Here is a 17,583-nt window from a genome sequence, read left to right on the forward strand (position 1 = left end):
CGTAGGCTTGTCCGCATGAGTGAATCACCCACGCGCCTGGTCACAGCAGTCATCGTGGTTGCCGCGGGGTCGGGGCAACGCCTGGGCTACGGCATGCCCAAGGCGGCAGTGCCGCTGGGCGGGGAACCCATCCTGATGCATGCCCTGCGGGGTATTGTCGCGTCAGGAGTGGCCAGCCAGGTGTGCGTGGCGCTGCCCGCCGGTGACGACGGCCTGCGGCGGATGTGCGACGACTTCCGGGATGAACTGGGCGACGGCGGCCCCCTTCTGTCGGTTGTCGACGGCGGCTCCACCAGGAGCGGGTCCGTGCGTGCAGGAATCGCCGCCCTGATGGAGGGCACCGAGGCTGTGCTGGTCCACGACGCCGCCCGCGCCCTGACACCCGAATCCGTTTTCCACCGCGTCTCCGATTCACTCGCTGCCGGCGCTGACGCGGTCATTCCCGTTCTCCCGGTGGTGGACACCATCAAGACCGTGGCGGCCACAACCGGGGATAACACCGCGCTTGCGCCCGAGGTTGTCACAGGTACGGCCCGCCGTGAGGAACTGCGGGCGGTGCAGACTCCCCAGGGCTTCCGGGCAGCCACCCTGCTGCGGGCGCACCAGGCAGCGCAGGAACTGGACCCGGAGCAGGCCGCTGCCGTCACTGACGACGCCATGCTTGTCGAAATGCTGGGCACTCCCGTCCACGCGGTCCGCGGGTCAACGCAGTCCCTGAAGATCACCACGCCCCTGGACCTCATTTTCGCCGAAGGGCTCCTCGAGGGCCCCCTTGGCGCACGGTGGGTGGAAGGATGAGCCCGGATATGATCCTGCCGCGCACGGGCGTGGGAATCGATGTGCACGCCTATGCCCCCGAGGATTCTCCGCGCCCGCTGTGGCTCGGCGGCCTGCTCTGGCCAGGCGAACGCGGCCTGGCCGGGCATTCGGACGGCGATGCCGTGGCGCACGCCGCCGCCGACGCCCTGTTTTCGGCTGCGGGGATCGGGGACCTCGGCACCCACTTCGGAACCGACCGCCCCGAATTCGCGGGCGCGTCAGGTGCCACGCTCCTCGCCGAAGCCGCGCGGATCGTCAGGGCCGCCGGATACGAGATCGGCAACGTCGCCGTCCAGTTCGTGGCCAACCGGCCCAAGTTCGGGCCCCGCCGGGAAGAATCGCAAAAGGTCCTGAGCGAGGCGGCAGGCGCCCACGTTGGGGTCACCGCAACCACCAGTGATGGCCTGGGCTTCACCGGCCGCGGCGAAGGTATCTCCGCGGTAGCCACCGCCCTGGTGTATCCACGGACCGCCGGGTCCGCCGGCGGCCCGGGACCATCGGCTAGTCTGTAGCGGTGACACTGCGCTTCTACGACACTGCTTCCGCCGAAGTCCGGGACTTCGTCCCCCTCGTCGAGGGTGCGGCCAGCCTCTACTACTGCGGAGCCACGGTCCAGGGAATGCCGCACGTGGGGCATATCCGTTCAGCCATTGCCTTCGACCAGCTCACCCGGTGGCTGCAGCACCGGGGCCTGCGCGTGACTGTTGTCCGCAACGTGACGGACATTGACGACAAGATCCTGGCCAAGTCTGAGGCTTCCTTTGCGCCCGGGTTCCGCCCGGAGGCGGGGGAGGTGGCCCGCGAGGAATGGTGGGCGCTGGCGTACCGTTACGAGCGCGAATTCCTGAAGGCCTACGACACACTGGGCGTGTCCCGTCCCACCTACGAACCCAGGGCCACCGGACACATTCCCGAGATGCACGCCCTGATCCAGCAGCTGATCGACCGCGGCCATGCCTACCCCGCGTTGGACGATTCCGGCGACGTGTACTTTGATGTCCGCTCCTGGGACCAGTACGGCACGCTCACCCGGCAGAACATTGACGACATGCAGGCAGCGCCCGACGCCGATCCCCGCGGCAAGAAGGATGCCCGCGACTTCGCGTTGTGGAAAGGTTCCAAGGAGGGAGAGCCGGCTACCGCCAGCTGGTCCTCGCCGTGGGGCGCCGGGCGTCCCGGATGGCACCTTGAGTGCTCCGCCATGGTCACCAAATACCTCGGCACTGCGTTCGACATCCACGGCGGCGGGCTGGACCTGCGGTTCCCGCACCACGAAAACGAGATGGCGCAGTCGCAGGCAGCAGGACACCCGTTCGCCAATTTCTGGATGCACAACGGCATGGTGACGTACCAGGGCGAGAAGATGTCGAAATCCATCGGCAACACCATCAGCCCGGCGGAAATGCTGGAACTCGCCTCTCCCCGGGTGGTCCGCTATTACCTGGGCCAGGCGCACTACCGGTCCATCCTTGACTACCGCCCCACGTCGCTGCAGGAGGCCGCTGCCGCCGTCGAACGCATTGACGGGTTCCTGGGCAAGGCTTCGGCACGCTTCGGCACGGACTTTGGGTTCGTGGCAGGCAATTACGGCACTTCAGAGGCAAGCGTCCGGGATTTCGGGGCGGCAATGGACGACGACCTCAACGTGCCCCGTGCCCTGGCCGCGCTGCACGAAACCGTGCGGGCGGGCAATACCGCCCTGGCCGAGGGTGACGACGAGGCAGCGCGGAACGCGATGCATGCCGTGGTCGTGATGACCGAGGTCCTGGGGCTGAACGCCGTGGCGGGCTCCGCCGCGGCCAGCACGCGCGAGGCCGAGGCGCTGGGCGTCCTGGTGGACGCCCAGCTGTCCGCCCGGGCAACTGCCCGCGCGGACAAGGACTGGGCCAGGTCCGACGCCATCCGGGACATGCTCCAGCAGGCCGGAGTCGTGGTGGAGGACGGCCCCGAGGGGGCCACCTGGAGCCTTAAGCGGGACTGAACACCCCGCCGCCGCCGTTTTTTTTTCGGGTCAGTAGACTGGTATGCAGATTCAGTCAGCACAATCAAGGGTGGAACAACATGGCCAACAATGGTCGCCGATCGGTTAAAGCAAAGAAGGGCCCAACCGTCGGAACCGGTGGCCATGGCCGCAAGGCCCTCGAAGGCAAGGGGCCCACGCCCAAGGCCGAGGACCGTGTGTACCACAAGGCGCACAAGGCCAAGCAGCTCTCTGAACGGTCCGCTGCCAAGCGCGGGACCGGTGCCCGGAGCGCAGGCGCCGCCAAGTCCGGTCCCAAGGGCCGTGCCACCGAAGAAGTGGTGACGGGCCGCAACTCCGTCGTGGAGGCGCTCCGCGCCGGCATCCCGGCGAAGGCCCTCCATGTGGCCATCCGCATTGAAATGGACGACCGGGTCAAGGAATCCCTGAAGCTCGCCGCCGAACGTGGCATCCCGCTGCTGGAAACGGGCAAGCCTGAGCTGGACCGGATGACCGATGACGCCGTCCACCAGGGCCTGGTGCTGCAGATCCCGCCCTACGAGTACCAGGACGCCTACGAACTGGCCGAGGAAACCGTGGACAAGTGGAAGAAGGGGCACGTCAGCAACGCCCCGCTTTTCGTTGCCCTGGACGGCATCACGGACCCCCGGAACCTGGGCGCGATCATCCGCTCCGTCTCAGCCTTCAGCGGCCACGGCGTCATTGTGCCCGAGCGCCGCTCCGTCGGCGTGACCGCCTCCGCCTGGAAGACCAGCGCCGGTGCGGCCGTGCGCGTTCCCGTGGCCCGCGCCTCAAACCTGAACAACGCCCTGAAACAGTTCAAGAACATGGGCATCTACGTGCTGGGCCTCGACGGCGACGGCGACGTTTCGCTGCCCGACCTCACCCTGGCCACGGAACCGGTCTGCATCGTGGTGGGCTCGGAAGGAAAGGGCCTGAGCCGCCTGGTCCGGGAAAACTGCGACCAGATCGTCTCCATCCCCATCGACTCCGCCATGGAGTCCCTGAACGCTTCGATGGCCGTGGGCATCTCGCTGTACGAGGTCTCCCGCCAGCGCGCGGCGGGATAGTCTCCACCGGCCCGTAATCTGCGGGTGGTTTCCCGGCGCCGCAGGGGCGTACGGGCTGGTCAAGTGCCGCTGACCGCTACTATTTAGGTGATGGTCATGCCGCTTTTCGACACCGCATCCGCCATGGACGCCTCCTCGGCTGTCCCCCTCGGCGTCAGCGCCCCGCGCGCTGATTCGGGCGGTACCCGCCACCACGCCGGCGGCCGCGCCAACGTTGCGTGCTTCGCCCCGGGAATAGACAGCCTCGATGTTGCCTACTGTGCGCCGGGCGGCCAATGGCAGGTCCAGACGCTGCCCAACGTCACCAGGGGGGTCCACCATGGCATCGTGGAGGACCTGCCCTTCGGTTCGCGCTACGGTTTCCGCCCCACGTCGGAAGCCCAGTCCCTGCCCCCGGAGGTTCCGGCCGGCGACGGATCCAACCGTCCGCCCCTGCTTCTTGACCCCTACGGCAGGGGAGTGGACCAGCGCGACGGCTTCCTCACCAGTGTCCGCACCGACTCCGGGTTTGACTGGGAATCGGATGAACGGCTGCGCCTTCCCTGGCGGAACACCATCGTTTACGAAGCGCATGTCCGCGGCCAGAGCATGCTCCACCCCGATGTCCCGGAGGACCTGCGGGGCACCTATGCTGGCCTGGCCCACCCTGCCGTCGTGGAGCACCTCACGGCACTGGGCGTCACGTCCGTCCAGCTCCTGCCCGTCCACTTCCACCTCGATGAGCCGCACCTGCAGGATCTGGGACTCAACAACTACTGGGGGTACAACACCGCCGCGTTCTTTGCCCTGCACCCCGGCTACGCCACCCGCGCGGCCCAGGAAGCAGGCCCCCAGGCGGTCCAGGACGAGTTCAAGGCCATGGTCAGGGCCCTGCACGCCGCCGGGCTGGAGGTCATCCTGGACGTGGTGTACAACCACACGGCCGAAGGCCCGCCGGACGGCCCTGTCCTGAGTTTCCGGGGCCTGGGGGAGGACACGTACTACCGCGTGGACGGCCCCGGCAAGTACCTGGACACCACGGGCTGCGGCAACTCCCTGAACTTCGGAGACCCGCACGTGGTCCAGCTGGTGACCGATTCCCTCCGGTACTGGGTGGACGAATTCCACATCGACGGTTTCCGGTTCGACCTGGCGGTCACGCTCTGCCGCAACGCCGCGAACGACTTCGACCCGCACCACCCCTTCCTCACCGCCGTCGCTGCCGATCCCGTCCTGTCCGACGTCAAGCTGATCGCCGAACCCTGGGACATCGGGTACGGGGGCTGGCAGACGGGCCGTTTCCCCCGGGGCTGGGTGGACTGGAACGACCACTTCCGTGACGCCCTCCGGACCTTCTGGCTGGCAGACCGGGCGGCCATCGATGCCGGCGGTCATGGCGGGACCATGGCCAAACTCGCTGACGCCCTGTCCGGATCCGCCGGCCTCTTCCAGGCCTCCGGCCGTTCGCGCCTGGCCTCGGTCAACTTCATCACCGCCCATGACGGCTTCACCATGAACGACCTCGTGTCCTTCGACCGCAAGCACAACGAGGCCAACGGCGAAGAAAACCGGGACGGACACGGGGACAACCGGAGCTACAACCACGGTGTGGAAGGTCCCACCGAAAACAGCGGGATCCTGGCGCAGCGCGCGCAGTCACGGCGCAACCTGATGGCGTCGCTGATGGTTTCGCTCGGCGTCCCCATGATCACCGCCGGGGACGAGCTGGCACGCACCCAACACGGGAACAACAACGCGTACTGCCAGGACAACGCCATGACGTGGCTGGACTGGACATTGACACCGGAGGCGCACGAGATGCTGCGCAGCACCAAGCGGTACATCCGGCTGCGCAAGGAGTTCCTGGCCGCACAGCCCCACGACTTCCCGGTCAGGGACGAACAGTCCTACCTGTACTGGTTCGACCAGCACGGCCAGCCCATGTCCACGGAGCTGTGGAATGATCCGCAGCACCGGGTCCTGCAACTCCTGCTCCGCGACGACGGCGGCGAGCTCGCAGGCCTGGTGGTGGTCAACGGCAGCGCCCGGGACGTCCACGTCACCCTGCCTGATGCCGGAAAGCCCGCACCGGGCCTGTTCCAGCTGCGCCTGACCACCTCGCCCCGCCACAAGGAGCGCCAGGGCATCGAGGTGGCTGCCGGGGACGTTGACCTCGCTGAGGCCAATTCCATCAGCATCTACCGCACGTAGGCGCTGAGCCGCCGCCCACCAGTCCACCCATCCTCAGGCAGGCACCCCATGCGTAACCGCTCCATCCTCCCGCTGCTCCTCACCGGCCTTGTGGTGCTGGTCGTGGTGGTGTTTGGTGGTGCCGGACTGCTGGGCCAACAGACGGACAGCACGACGCCGGGAGCGGCTTCCAGCGGCACGTCCCCAGCGCGCGCAACGCCGTCGTCCCCGGCCGCGAAGCCGTCCGCGCCGCACCGGGAAGCCAACCCGTCCAGCCTGCCGGAGATCCGCGAATCCGCCCTCCCGGCGGAGGGCCGGCGGGTGCTGGCCCTGATACGGGCCGGCGGGCCGTTCCAGTACGGGCAGGACGACCAGGTGTTCGGGAACTTCGAGCGGCTCCTGCCCGCCAGGGACCGGGGCTACTACCGCGAGTACACGGTCCCCACCCCAGGCGAAACGGACCGCGGCGCACGGCGCATTGTGGCGGGCGATGGCGGAGAGAAGTATTACACCGGTGACCACTACGCAACGTTCAAATTCATAGCGGAAGGCAGCTAGCACACCCATGAGAATCTTTTCCGGCGACACCTGGACCCTCGAAGAGCTCCAGGAGCAGGTGGCCGACGCCGGGCGCCGCAGCGTGGTGGTCCCACCGGCAGACAGTAAGCGCGCCGTCCTGGAAACCTTCGGCGAGGTCCTCGATTTTCCGGAGCACTACGGCGTGAACCTGGATGCGCTCAACGACTCACTCCACGATTTTGCGGACAGCATCAGCGCAAACGGCAGCACGCCTGTCACGGTGCTGTGGCTGGTGGCGGCACCGTTCCGCGCGGACAGGTCCTTCGGGATCATGTGCGAAATCCTGCAGGACGCTGAACGGTACGCGGGCAAGGACCTGGGCGTCACCGCAGTGCTGCTTTAGCCGGGCCTGCCGGGCGCCATGCCCGGCAGGCCCTCGGGCTAGGCGTTGACGATCAGTCCGAGCTCGGCCTTGGAAGCCAGCGCTTCATGCCGGGGCAGGACGCGGACCGTGTAGCCAAACGGCCCGGACCGGTCGATGACCAGCGAGCCGCTGAACAGGTGCCGCCCGCTGCCCAGGTCTTCCTTCACCTGGAGCTCCATCATGGTGATATCCGCCAGCGTGTCGTTCTCCTTGGCCCGGCCGTAGGCAACCTCCACGCAGACATCCCCCGGAGTGAGGGCGTTCAGCGCCACGTAGGCGTTGACCTGCAGCGTGTCACCGATCTGCGGATCCTCGGAGACGCCCACCGAGTCCACGTGCTCCACGTGGACCTGCGGCCATGCCCCGCGCACCTTCGAGGACCAGGAGGCAAGCGCACGCGCCTGGGCGAAGGAGTTGGCGGTGGCGCTGCGGCCTGCTTCCGCGGCGGGACGGTACAGCATGTTCACGTAGTCGCGGAGCATGCGTTCAGCGGACACCGCCGGGCCGAGGTGCGAGAGGGTGTGCTTGATCATGGACACCCAATGCGTGGGCACCTTCTCGCTGCGCATGGTCGAGGGGCCGGCCGCGCCTGCGCCTTCGGAGACCGTGCTGCCGTAGAAGCGGGGTGCCACCTGCGTTTCCAGCAGCTCGTACAGCGCCGCGGCCTCGATGTCGTCGCGTTCCTCGGGGGAAGCGTCGTTGTTGGCCGTGGGGATCGCCCAGCCGTTCTCGCCGTCGAACATCTCATCCCACCAGCCATCCAGGACGGACAGGTTCAGCGAGCCGTTCAGCGCCGCCTTCATGCCGGAGGTCCCGCAGGCCTCCAGGGGACGCAGCGGGTTGTTCAGCCACACGTCGCAGCCAGGGAACAGGGTCCGGGCCATGGCGATGTCGTAGTTGGGCAGGAACGCGATGCGGTGCCTGATCTCCGGATCATCCGAGAAACGCACCAGGTCCTGGATCATCTTCTTGCCGGCGTCATCGGCAGGGTGGGACTTGCCGGCGATCACCAGCTGGATGGGGTGTTCCTTGTGCAGGAGCAGTGCCTTCAGCCGGGCCGGCTCGCGCAGCATCAGCGTCAGCCGCTTGTAGGTGGGCACGCGGCGGGCAAATCCGATGGTGAGGATATCCGGGTCCAGGACGTTGTCTGTCCAGCCCAGTTCGGCGTCCGCCGCGCCGCGCTTCTTCCAGGCTGCCCGAAGCCTGCGGCGGACGTCCTCCACCAGGGCGGCACGCATCTCGCGGCGCAGCGCCCACACATCGGCGTCGCTGACGTTGTAGGCCAGGTCCCATTTACCCAGCGCTTCGGCTTCGCTGCCGAACTGGTCGCGGGCAAGCTTGGAAATGCGGCTGTCCACCCAGGTGGGCACGTGCACACCGTTGGTCACCGAGGTGATCGGCACCTCTGAGTGGTCAAAGCCAGGCCAGAGGGCGGAGAACATGCCGCGCGACACTTCGCCGTGAAGCTTGGCCACGCCGTTGGCGCGCTGGGCCAGCCGCAGGCCCATGACCGCCATGTTGAAGACGGCCGGGTTTCCGTCCGCATAGTTTTCCCTGCCCAGCTCCAGGATCCTGTCCACCGGCACCTCGGGCGCCAGGCCGGCCTGGAAGAAGTGGCTGATCTGGTTGATTTCGAACCTGTCGATGCCGGCCGGCACCGGAGTGTGCGTGGTGAACACGGTGGAGGCGCGCCCGGCGGCAAGTGCTTCGTCGAACGTCAGGGCCTGTTCCCCGGACATCAGTTCCTGGATACGCTCGATTCCCAGGAACCCCGCGTGGCCTTCGTTGGTGTGGAAGACCTCCGGCGCGGCGCAGCCCGTGAGCCGCTGGAAGGCGCGCAGGGCCTTGACCCCGCCCATGCCCAGCAGGAGTTCCTGCTGCAGCCGGTGGTCCCCGCCGCCGCCGTACAGGCGGTCGGTGATGCTGCGGGCGGCATCGTCATTGCCCGGGACGTTGGAGTCCAGGAGGAGCAGGGGAACACGCCCGACGTCGGCCCGCCAGATGTGTGCCAGGAGCCGGCGCCCGTTGGGCAGCGGAAGCGATATTTCCAAGGCCTTGCCGTTGCCGTCCGCGGACGGTTCCCGGAGCAGGGTCAGCGGCAGCCCGTCCGGATCCAGGACGGGGTAGGTCTCCTGCTGCCACGCGTCACGCGACAGGGACTGCTTGAAATAGCCCGCCTGGTACAGCAGGCCGACACCGATCAGGGGAACGCCCAGGTCCGAGGCGGCCTTCAGGTGGTCGCCGGCAAGGATTCCCAGGCCGCCCGAGTACTGGGGGAGGACCTCGGTGATGCCGAACTCGGGCGAGAAGTAGGCGATGGCGGCGGGCGCATCGGGGCCAAGGCCCTGGTACCAGCGCGGTTCCCGGAGGTACCGGTCAAGGTCCTGCTCTGCGGCGCGCACCCGGTCCACCACCGACTGGTCCGCGGCGAGCTGCTGGAATTCCTCCCGGCTGACCATGCCCAGGAAACCGATGGGATCCTGGCCGCTTTCCTCCCACAGCCGCGGGTTCAAGCCTGCGAAAAGCTCCCGGGTGGGGCGGTGCCAGGACCACCGCAAATTACTGGCCAGCCTGGCCAAAGGCCGAATGGGTTCGGGGAGGACTGTACGGACCGTAAACCTGCGGATTGCCTTCACCTGCGTCACACTAACCGACAACATGCGCGGCCGGAACCAGCTTTCGGTTTCTTTTGGGTAAATGACAGGAGCATGAAGAATTTCGGTGACGGCACGGCGGTTTTAGGGAGCAGGCTTAGCAATCCGGGTCATTTCTCGCTAACGTCAAGCCTGTGACGACTAACTCAGGAACCAGTGCCGCATCAACCAAAATGCCCCAGCGCAGCATCACCGAGGACCTGCGGTTCGGGCGGTTTCCCATTACCGCCGTGCAGCCCGTCGTCGAGGGCGGCAAATTCCCGGCCAAGGCCCTGCCCGGCGAGGCCATCGTGGTGGGCGCTACCGCCTTCCGTGAAGGACATGACCAGCTCGGCGTCAGCGCCGTCCTCCTTGACCCCTCCGGCGCCGAGCGCCAGCGCGTGCGGCTCGCCCCGCCGCGCGGGGAACGGGGCATGGGCACGGACCGCTGGGAAGGCGTGCTCACGCCGTCGGAGACGGGGAACTGGTCCTTCGTCATCGAAGCCTGGCACGACCGCTATGGCACCTGGCACCACAACGCCGAGGTGAAGATCGACGCCGGGGTCGACGTCGAACTCATGCTCGCCGAAGGTGCCAAACTGCTGGGCGAAGCAGCGGCAGAGGACTTCCGGGACGAGGTTGACCGGGAGGGCCTCCGCCACGCTGCAGAGGTCCTGGGCGACCACTCCCGCAGCACGGAAGAGCGGCTCGGGGCCGGGTTCAGCCAGGAAATCGCGGACATCGTGGGCCGCCAGCCCATCCGTGAACTGGTCACCGTGTCGGAGAAGTACCCCCTCCTGGTGGAGCGGGACCGGGCCGGGCGGGGCGCCTGGTACGAGTTCTTCCCCCGGTCCGAGGGAGCTGTCAAGGATCACAACACCGGCGCGTGGACGTCAGGAAACTTCCGCACCGCAGCCAAGCGGCTGGACGCCGTGGCCGCCATGGGCTTCGACGTCCTCTACATGCCCCCCATCCACCCCATCGGCGTGCAGTTCCGCAAGGGCCCCAACAACACGCTCGTCGCCGGCCCCCACGATCCCGGGTCGCCCTGGGCCATTGGCGCCAAGGAAGGCGGCCACGATGCCATCCACCCCGATCTTGGGTCCTTCGAGGACTTCGACGCTTTCGTGGCGCGGGCCAAAGAACTGGGCCTGGAAGTAGCACTGGACCTGGCCCTCCAGGCGGCGCCGGACCACCCATGGGTGCAGTCCCACCCCGAATGGTTCACCACCAGGGTGGACGGCAGTATTGCCTACGCGGAAAACCCGCCCAAAAAGTACCAGGATATTTTTCCGCTGAATTTCGATAATGACCCGGAAGGCCTCTCGCAGGAAATCCTGCGGATTGTTCTCCTCTGGGTCAGCCACGGCGTCAAGATCTTCCGCGTGGACAATCCGCACACCAAACCCGTGTGGTTCTGGGAATGGCTCATTGCGGAAGTGGAAAAAACGGAACCCGGCGTTGTCTTCCTGGCCGAAGCCTTCACCCGGCCGGCCATGATGCATGCCCTGGGCAGGGCAGGGTTCCAGCAGTCCTACACGTACTTCACCTGGCGCAACACCAAGAAGGAAATCGAGACCTACTTCGAGGAAGTCAGCCACGAATCGCCGGCCTTCTTCCGCCCCAATTTCTTCGTCAACACCCCGGACATCCTCACGGAATACCTGCAGTACGGTGGCCCGGCAGCATTCCGGATCAGGGCGGTCCTGGCCTCCACCGGAAGCCCGCTCTGGGGCGTCTACGCCGGCTATGAGCTGTACGAACACGTGGCCCGGCCAGGCGCAGAGGAATACATCGACAACGAGAAATTCGAATACAAGGCCCGTGACTGGGACGCCGCTGCCGAGTCCGGGCGCTCCCTGGCCCCCTTCATCACCCGGCTGAACCACATCCGCCGGGACCACCCCGCGCTGCTGGACCTGCAGAACCTGACGGTCCACAACAGCACGGACGACTCCACGGTGGTCTACTCCAAGCACAAGACGCTCCCCGACGGGTCCAAGGACACCATCATCGTGGTGGTCAACGTGGACCCGCACGTCACCAAGGAATGCAGCGTGGCCCTGGACATGGCGGCCCTTGAGCTGGACCCGCAGGACATGACCCCGGGCGGCGGCTTCTACGTGGACGACCTCATCTCCGGCCAAAGCTGGGAGTGGGGCGAGTACAACTACGTGCGGCTTGATCCACACGTGGAACCCGCCCACATCCTCAGCGTGAGGAGAATGCATCAGTGAGCTTTAACCCGCAAGGTTCCGGCCACTTCACTCCCAAGAGCACTTTCGAGCTAAATGCGCCCGGCCTCCAGCATGACCCCCTGTGGTACCGCAAGGCAGTGTTCTATGAAGTGCTTGTCAGGGCCTTTGCGGACGCCAACGGCGATGGGTCCGGGGACTTCTCCGGACTCATCGACCGGTTGGACTACCTGCAGTGGCTGGGCGTTGACTGCCTCTGGCTGCCCCCGTTCTTCCAGTCGCCCCTGCGGGACGGCGGCTACGACATCTCGGACTACAACTCGGTCCTGGACGAATTCGGCACCATCAGCGACTTTAAACGCCTTGTGGCGGAGGCGCATGCCCGCGGGGTGAGGGTCATCATCGACCTCCCGCTGAACCACACCTCCGACCAGCACCCCTGGTTCCAGGAGTCCCGGAAGGACCCCGACGGCCCATTCGGGGACTTCTATGTCTGGAGCGATACCGACGAAAAGTACCAGGACGCCCGCATCATCTTCGTCGACACGGAGGAATCGAACTGGACGTTCGATCCCATCCGCCGCCAGTTCTTCTGGCACCGCTTCTTCAGCCACCAGCCGGACCTGAACTTCGAAAACCCCAAGGTGATCGACGCGCTCTTCGACGTGGTCCGGTTTTGGCTGGACCAGGGAATTGACGGTTTCCGGGCGGACGCCATCCCGTACCTTTTCGAGGAGGAGGGCACCAACTGCGAAAACCTGCCCGCCACCCACGACTTCCTCCGCCGGCTCCGGGAAATGGTGGATGAGAGCTACCCCGGGCGCGTGATCATCGCCGAAGCGAACCAGCCGCCCAATGAAGTGGTGGAGTACTTCGGCACCGTTGAAGAACCCGAGTGCCACATGGCGTTCCACTTTCCCATCATGCCCCGCCTGTACTACGCGCTGCGGGACCAGAAGGCAGCGCCCATCATCGAAACCATGCGCGACACCCCGGACATCCCCGAGGGCGCCCAATGGGGCACGTTCCTGCGCAACCATGACGAGCTGACACTGGAAATGGTCACCGCCGATGAGCGGGCGGCCATGCTGGGCTGGTACGCGCCGGATCCGCGCATGCGGGCCAACATCGGCATCCGACGCCGGCTGGCACCCCTGCTGGATAACTCACGGGCCGAGATCGAACTGATCAACGCGCTCCTGCTCTCGCTTCCGGGAAGCCCGTTCCTCTACTACGGCGACGAGATCGGCATGGGGGACAACATCTGGCTCGAGGACCGTGACGCCGTCCGCACCCCCATGCAGTGGAACCCGGACCGCAACGCCGGCTTCTCCAGCGCCGATCCCGGCAAGCTGTACCTGCCGCCCATCCAGTCCCTGGTGTACAACTACGCCATGGCCAACGTGGAAGCTGAGGCGGCACACTCCGGTTCCCTGCTGCGTTGGACCCGGCAAATCCTTAGCGTCCGCAAGAACCACCCGGCGTTCGGGCTGGGCGGCTTCAAGCATGTGGAAGCGGACCACGACGCCGTCCTTGCCTACCTCCGCGAGTTGCCGGACAGCAACCAGGCCGGCGCGGACGGGGAGACGATCCTGTGTGCCTTCAACCTGTCCCAGCACCCGGTAGCCGCCACGCTGCGGGTTCCCGAGTATGCCGGCAGGGGACTCCGCGATGTGTTCGGCGGACAGATCTTCCCCGGCATCGGCGACGACGGCACGCTCACCCTGACCATTGGAAGCCACGATTTCTTCTGGCTTCGAATGCGCTCCGCGGCGTCCAACCCCTCGTCGCCCTACACCCAGGCCATGCCCATCTTGTCGATAGAGAACTGAGATGAATCAGCCAATCCTCACCCCCGCCCTCACCGCGCTGCTCAAGGAATGGCTGCCGCAGCAGCGTTGGTTCCCGGTCAAAACCCCCGACTTCGCCATCTCCCAGGCCGGCAGCCTGGGCCTGTCGGACCCCAGCGGACACGCGGCGTTGGCCGTTTACGTCCTCAACGTCACCACCCAGGGGCCCGACGGCGGCCAGCGCACCGCCGTTGTCCAGGTGCCCCTGAGCTTCAGGCCGGCACCGGCGGGAGGCATGGAGCGCGCCCTGGTGGGCGAAGCCGCCGGCATGGACTCTACCCGACCCTGGGTTTACGACGCTGTCCACGACCCCGACTTCGTGGGCGCCTGGCTCGAGCTCATCCGGCAGGAAGGGAAGGCCGACAGCGGCTCCGCTGCGGGATTCCGCGTGGAAGGCCCCTACCGCCTGCCCACGGCGAAGGGCGTCGTGAAGGTGCTCTCCGGCGAGCAGTCCAACAGTTCCGTCATCGTGGACGACGGCGAATCGGCCGCCATGGTGAAGTTCTTCCGCGTCCTTTCGGACGGAACCAACCCCGAAATCGAAGTGGGAGCCGCCCTCACCAAGGCAGGCACCTCGGAAGTCCCGGCCACCCTCGGCTGGGTCAGGGGGGAGTGGCTGTCGCACGGTGGCGGCCAGGGCTCCCGGCCTGTCCAGGGCGAGCTTGCCGTGGCCCATGAGTTCCTTGCCGGCGGCCGCGATGCCTGGCGCCTGGCAGTTGACGCGGCCCGCTCGGGCAAGGACTTCACAGCAGAAGCCAAGGCGCTTGGCGCGGCTACAGCTACGGTGCACAAGCGTTTGGCGGAGGCCCTGGGGCAATCAGCCGGGCCTGGACCCGGCAAGGGGGCAGGGCCTGCTGTCGCACAGCGTGTCCGGACCGCCTGGGCTGAGGCCCGTGCCGCCGTCGGGCCGTACGACGACGCACTGGACGCCTTGCTGGGGGACCTGGACAAGGCCCTTGCAGGTCCCCTGCAGCGGATCCACGGCGACCTCCACCTGGGCCAGATCCTCCAGGTGTCCGGCCATACCGGGTCGCGCTGGGCCATCCTCGACTTCGAGGGCGAACCCCTGCGGCCCATCAAGGAACGGAACGTTCCGGACACGCCCCTGCGCGACGTCGTCGGCATGCTGCGCTCGTTCGACTACGCCGCCGGAGCAGCCCAGCGCGAGCAGGAAGGCGCCCAGGTGCCGGACAGTTGGGTGGACGACTGCGCCGACGCTTTCCTGGCAGGGTATGCCGGGGTCATTCCCGGAACAGTTGACCGAACGTCGCCGCTGTTTGTGGCATTGTGGCTGGACAAGGCGCTGTACGAAGTTGTTTATGAAATGCGAAACAGGCCCGACTGGGTGGCGATTCCAGTAAACGCTTCCAGGCGGCTCCTTGGCAGCAAAGGTGCCGGCGACTCTGCCGGTGCAGCATCGGAAGGTAACGAAATGACAGGCTCAGCACGAACTGACCGCCCGGGGGTGCCCCTGCACGTAGATGAGGGCACCCTGGGCAGGATCGCGAACGGTGAACACCACGCCCCCCACTCCGTCCTGGGCGCGCACCTGGACGATTACGGGCATGTCACCATCCGGACCGTAAAGCACCTCGCCGAGGCAGTCTCGGTCGTCACCCGGGCCGGCGAAGTTCCCATGGAACACGAAGCCCACGGCGTGTGGGTTGCCGTGCTGGACCCGCTGGAGCAGGGGCACGTCCCCGACTACCGGCTGACGGTGTCCTACCCGGGTAAGGACCCGGTGACCGTGGACGAGCCGTACCGCTACCTGCCCACCGTCGGTGAGGTGGACCTCCACCTCATCGGGGAAGGCCGGCACGAAAAGCTGTGGCAGGTCCTGGGCGCGCACGTCCAGCACTACAAGTCCGCGCTCGGCGACGTTGACGGCGTTTCCTTCGCCGTTTGGGCACCCAACGCCCAGGCCGTCCGGGTCAAGGGCGACTTCAACGGCTGGGACGGGCGGGAGCACTCCATGCGCTCGCTGGGTTCCTCCGGTGTCTGGGAGGTTTTCATCCCCGGAGTCACTGCGGGCGCATGCTACAAATACGAAATCCTGACCCGGGGCGGCTACTGGGTTGAAAAGGCCGATCCCCTGGCGTTCGGCACCGAGGTCCCGCCGTTGACCGCCTCCAGGGTGGTGGAACCCTCCTACGCTTTCAAGGACGCCGAGTGGATGGAAGCGCGCGCCAAGCGCGACCCCCACAACTTGGCAATGAGCGTCTACGAAGTACACCTTGGCTCCTGGCGCCTTGGCCTGGGCTACCGGGAACTCGCCAAGGAACTGGTGGAGTACGTCAAGTGGCTTGGATTCACGCACGTGGAGTTCATGCCCGTAGCGGAGCATCCCTTCGGCGGTTCCTGGGGTTACCAGGTCACGTCCTACTTCGCACCCACCTCCCGCTTCGGACACCCTGACGAGTTCCGCTACCTGGTGGACGCACTCCACCAGGCGGGAATCGGCGTCCTGCTGGACTGGGTGCCCGCGCACTTCCCGAAGGATGCCTGGGCCCTGGCCCAATTCGACGGCGAGCCCCTCTACGAGCACGCCGATCCCGCCCTTGGCGAACACCCGGACTGGGGCACGCTGATTTTCGACTTCGGCCGCACCGAGGTCCGGAACTTCCTGGTGGCCAACGCCCTCTACTGGCTGGAGGAATTCCACATCGATGGCCTGCGCGTGGACGCGGTGGCCTCCATGCTCTACCTCGACTACTCACGCCAGGAAGGCCAGTGGCGGCCCAACCGGTTCGGCGGCAGGGAAAACCTGGAAGCCATCTCCTTCCTGCAGGAAGTCAACGCCACGGTCTACAAGACCCACCCCGGTGCGGTCATGATCGCAGAGGAATCGACAGCGTTCCCCGGCGTCACCGCCCCCACCAGCCACGGCGGCCTGGGATTCGGCCTGAAATGGAACATGGGCTGGATGCACGATTCACTCAAGTACATCTCCGAGGACCCCTACAACCGCAGATGGCACCACGGCACGGTCACGTTCTCGCTGGTGTACGCGTTCACCGAGAATTTCCTCCTGCCCATCAGCCACGATGAGGTTGTCCACGGCAAGGGCTCGATGCTCCGCAAGATGCCCGGCGACCGCTGGCAGCAACTGGCAAACCTCCGTGCCTTCTTCGCCTACCAGTGGGCGCATCCCGGCAAGCAGCTCATCTTCATGGGAACCGAGTTTGGCCAGGAAGCCGAATGGTCGGAGCAGCACGGCCTGGACTGGTGGCTCGCGGATATCCCCGCCCACCGGGGACTGCAACTGCTCACCAAGGATCTCAACGAGATCTACGCGTCCACCCCCGCGCTCTACACCCAGGACAATGTTCCGGCCGGCTTCCAGTGGATCAACGGGGGAGACGCGGACCGTAACGTCCTGTCCTTCATCAGGTGGGATAAAGACGGCAATCCGATTGTCTGCGCCATCAACTTCTCCGGGGCACCGCATGTCGGCTACACCCTGGGGGTTCCCAGTGCCGGTACCTGGACCGAGGTGCTGAACACCGACCACACCACCTACGGCGGCTCCGGTGTGCTGAACGACGGGGAGCTGACGGCGGTGGACGAGGGGCAGGACGGCCAGCCGGCAACACTGACCGTCACGCTGCCGCCGCTCGGTGCGTCCTACTTCAAGCCGGGAGCAGCTACGGCCAGCTGACTGAACGGATAACTGCGAAAGGCCCGGAATCCGCGCGATTCCGGGCCTTTCTAACGCTTGGAGGGCACCACTTGGAGGCCGACTGGCGATCCCGCAAGAGTGGTGGTACAGTTTATTTCCGCGCTGCTCCACGGAGTCAGACGGAAAACCGATCCCCCAGGCATAAGCTGAGGATGATCGCGGATGCCGATTTGACACGCAGGAAGTCAGCGGGTAAGTTTGAAAAGTTGCTCCGGAGCGATCCTGAACGTTGGTTTGGGTGGTG

General features: G+C 66.4%; 11 protein-coding genes. 10 read left to right on the forward strand and 1 reads right to left on the reverse strand.

Annotated features, from left to right (window positions below; translation table 11 throughout):
* Nucleotides 1–15: 15 nt before the first annotated feature.
* From ispD to HNO81_RS12215, 7 genes are all read left to right on the forward strand, one after another.
* A complete protein-coding gene (ispD, locus tag HNO81_RS12185; RefSeq protein ID WP_175318386.1) occupies nucleotides 16–798 on the forward strand; it encodes a 2-C-methyl-D-erythritol 4-phosphate cytidylyltransferase in 783 nt (260 codons plus the stop codon).
* Complete coding sequence (ispF, locus tag HNO81_RS12190) at nucleotides 795–1,331, forward strand: 2-C-methyl-D-erythritol 2,4-cyclodiphosphate synthase (protein WP_175318387.1); 537 nt, start codon at nucleotides 795–797, stop codon at nucleotides 1,329–1,331. The genes ispD and ispF overlap by 4 nt, the downstream gene beginning before the upstream one ends.
* 2 nt (nucleotides 1,332–1,333) lie before the next feature.
* Nucleotides 1,334–2,800 carry a cysteine--tRNA ligase gene (cysS, locus tag HNO81_RS12195; protein ID WP_175318388.1) on the forward strand — a complete coding sequence of 489 codons (1,467 nt, stop codon included), beginning with the start codon at nucleotides 1,334–1,336 and terminating at the stop codon, nucleotides 2,798–2,800.
* Between the two features lie 80 nt (nucleotides 2,801–2,880).
* Nucleotides 2,881–3,870: a 23S rRNA (guanosine(2251)-2'-O)-methyltransferase RlmB gene (gene rlmB / locus HNO81_RS12200; RefSeq protein ID WP_175318389.1), complete on the forward strand. Its 990-nt coding sequence runs from the start codon at nucleotides 2,881–2,883 to the stop codon at nucleotides 3,868–3,870.
* 90 nt (nucleotides 3,871–3,960) lie between these two features.
* Nucleotides 3,961–6,060, forward strand: a complete 2,100-nt coding sequence (gene glgX / locus HNO81_RS12205) for a glycogen debranching protein GlgX (protein WP_175318390.1) — start codon at nucleotides 3,961–3,963, stop codon at nucleotides 6,058–6,060.
* 48 nt (nucleotides 6,061–6,108) lie between these two features.
* A complete protein-coding gene (locus HNO81_RS12210) occupies nucleotides 6,109–6,597 on the forward strand; it encodes a ribonuclease domain-containing protein (RefSeq protein WP_175318391.1) in 489 nt (162 codons plus the stop codon).
* A gap of 7 nt (nucleotides 6,598–6,604) precedes the next feature.
* Nucleotides 6,605–6,961 (forward strand): barstar family protein, encoded by a 357-nt coding sequence (locus tag HNO81_RS12215; protein WP_175318392.1) that lies wholly within the window; start codon nucleotides 6,605–6,607, stop codon nucleotides 6,959–6,961.
* A gap of 38 nt (nucleotides 6,962–6,999) precedes the next feature.
* Here the strand turns inward: HNO81_RS12215 and glgP are convergent, their stop codons facing one another.
* Nucleotides 7,000–9,618, reverse strand: a complete 2,619-nt coding sequence (glgP, locus tag HNO81_RS12220) for an alpha-glucan family phosphorylase (protein WP_371818247.1) — start codon at nucleotides 9,616–9,618, stop codon at nucleotides 7,000–7,002.
* Nucleotides 9,619–9,809: 191 nt separating this feature from the next.
* Between glgP and HNO81_RS12225 the strand changes: the two genes are divergently transcribed.
* The 3 genes from HNO81_RS12225 to HNO81_RS12235 are packed head-to-tail and all read left to right on the forward strand — an operon-like array spanning nucleotide 9,810 to nucleotide 17,318.
* Nucleotides 9,810–11,852 carry an alpha-1,4-glucan--maltose-1-phosphate maltosyltransferase gene (locus tag HNO81_RS12225; protein WP_175318400.1) on the forward strand — a complete coding sequence of 681 codons (2,043 nt, stop codon included), beginning with the start codon at nucleotides 9,810–9,812 and terminating at the stop codon, nucleotides 11,850–11,852.
* On the forward strand, nucleotides 11,849–13,642 hold the full coding sequence (gene treS / locus HNO81_RS12230) for a maltose alpha-D-glucosyltransferase (protein ID WP_175318394.1): 1,794 nt from the start codon (nucleotides 11,849–11,851) through the stop codon (nucleotides 13,640–13,642). The genes HNO81_RS12225 and treS overlap by 4 nt, the downstream gene beginning before the upstream one ends.
* A gap of 1 nt (nucleotide 13,643) precedes the next feature.
* Nucleotides 13,644–17,318 carry a 1,4-alpha-glucan branching enzyme gene (locus HNO81_RS12235; protein ID WP_175318395.1) on the forward strand — a complete coding sequence of 1,225 codons (3,675 nt, stop codon included), beginning with the start codon at nucleotides 13,644–13,646 and terminating at the stop codon, nucleotides 17,316–17,318.
* The last annotated feature ends 265 nt before the right edge of the window (nucleotides 17,319–17,583 follow it).

The organism is Pseudarthrobacter sp. C4D7, from assembly GCF_013359725.1.
Lineage (GTDB): Bacteria > Actinomycetota > Actinomycetes > Actinomycetales > Micrococcaceae > Arthrobacter.

What these genes read in the sequence shown, in the direction of transcription:
- rlmB (WP_175318389.1), top strand. Translation starts at nt 2,881, where the DNA reads ATGGCCAACAATGGTCGCCGATCGGTTAAAGCAAAGAAGGGCCCAACC.
- HNO81_RS12215 (WP_175318392.1), top strand. Translation starts at nt 6,605, where the DNA reads ATGAGAATCTTTTCCGGCGACACCTGGACCCTCGAAGAGCTCCAGGAG.
- glgX (WP_175318390.1), top strand. Translation starts at nt 3,961, where the DNA reads ATGGTCATGCCGCTTTTCGACACCGCATCCGCCATGGACGCCTCCTCG.
- HNO81_RS12210 (WP_175318391.1), top strand. Translation starts at nt 6,109, where the DNA reads ATGCGTAACCGCTCCATCCTCCCGCTGCTCCTCACCGGCCTTGTGGTG.
- ispF (WP_175318387.1), top strand. Translation starts at nt 795, where the DNA reads ATGAGCCCGGATATGATCCTGCCGCGCACGGGCGTGGGAATCGATGTG.
- ispD (WP_175318386.1), top strand. Translation starts at nt 16, where the DNA reads ATGAGTGAATCACCCACGCGCCTGGTCACAGCAGTCATCGTGGTTGCC.
- HNO81_RS12235 (WP_175318395.1), top strand. Translation starts at nt 13,644, where the DNA reads ATGAATCAGCCAATCCTCACCCCCGCCCTCACCGCGCTGCTCAAGGAA.
- HNO81_RS12225 (WP_175318400.1), top strand. Translation starts at nt 9,810, where the DNA reads ATGCCCCAGCGCAGCATCACCGAGGACCTGCGGTTCGGGCGGTTTCCC.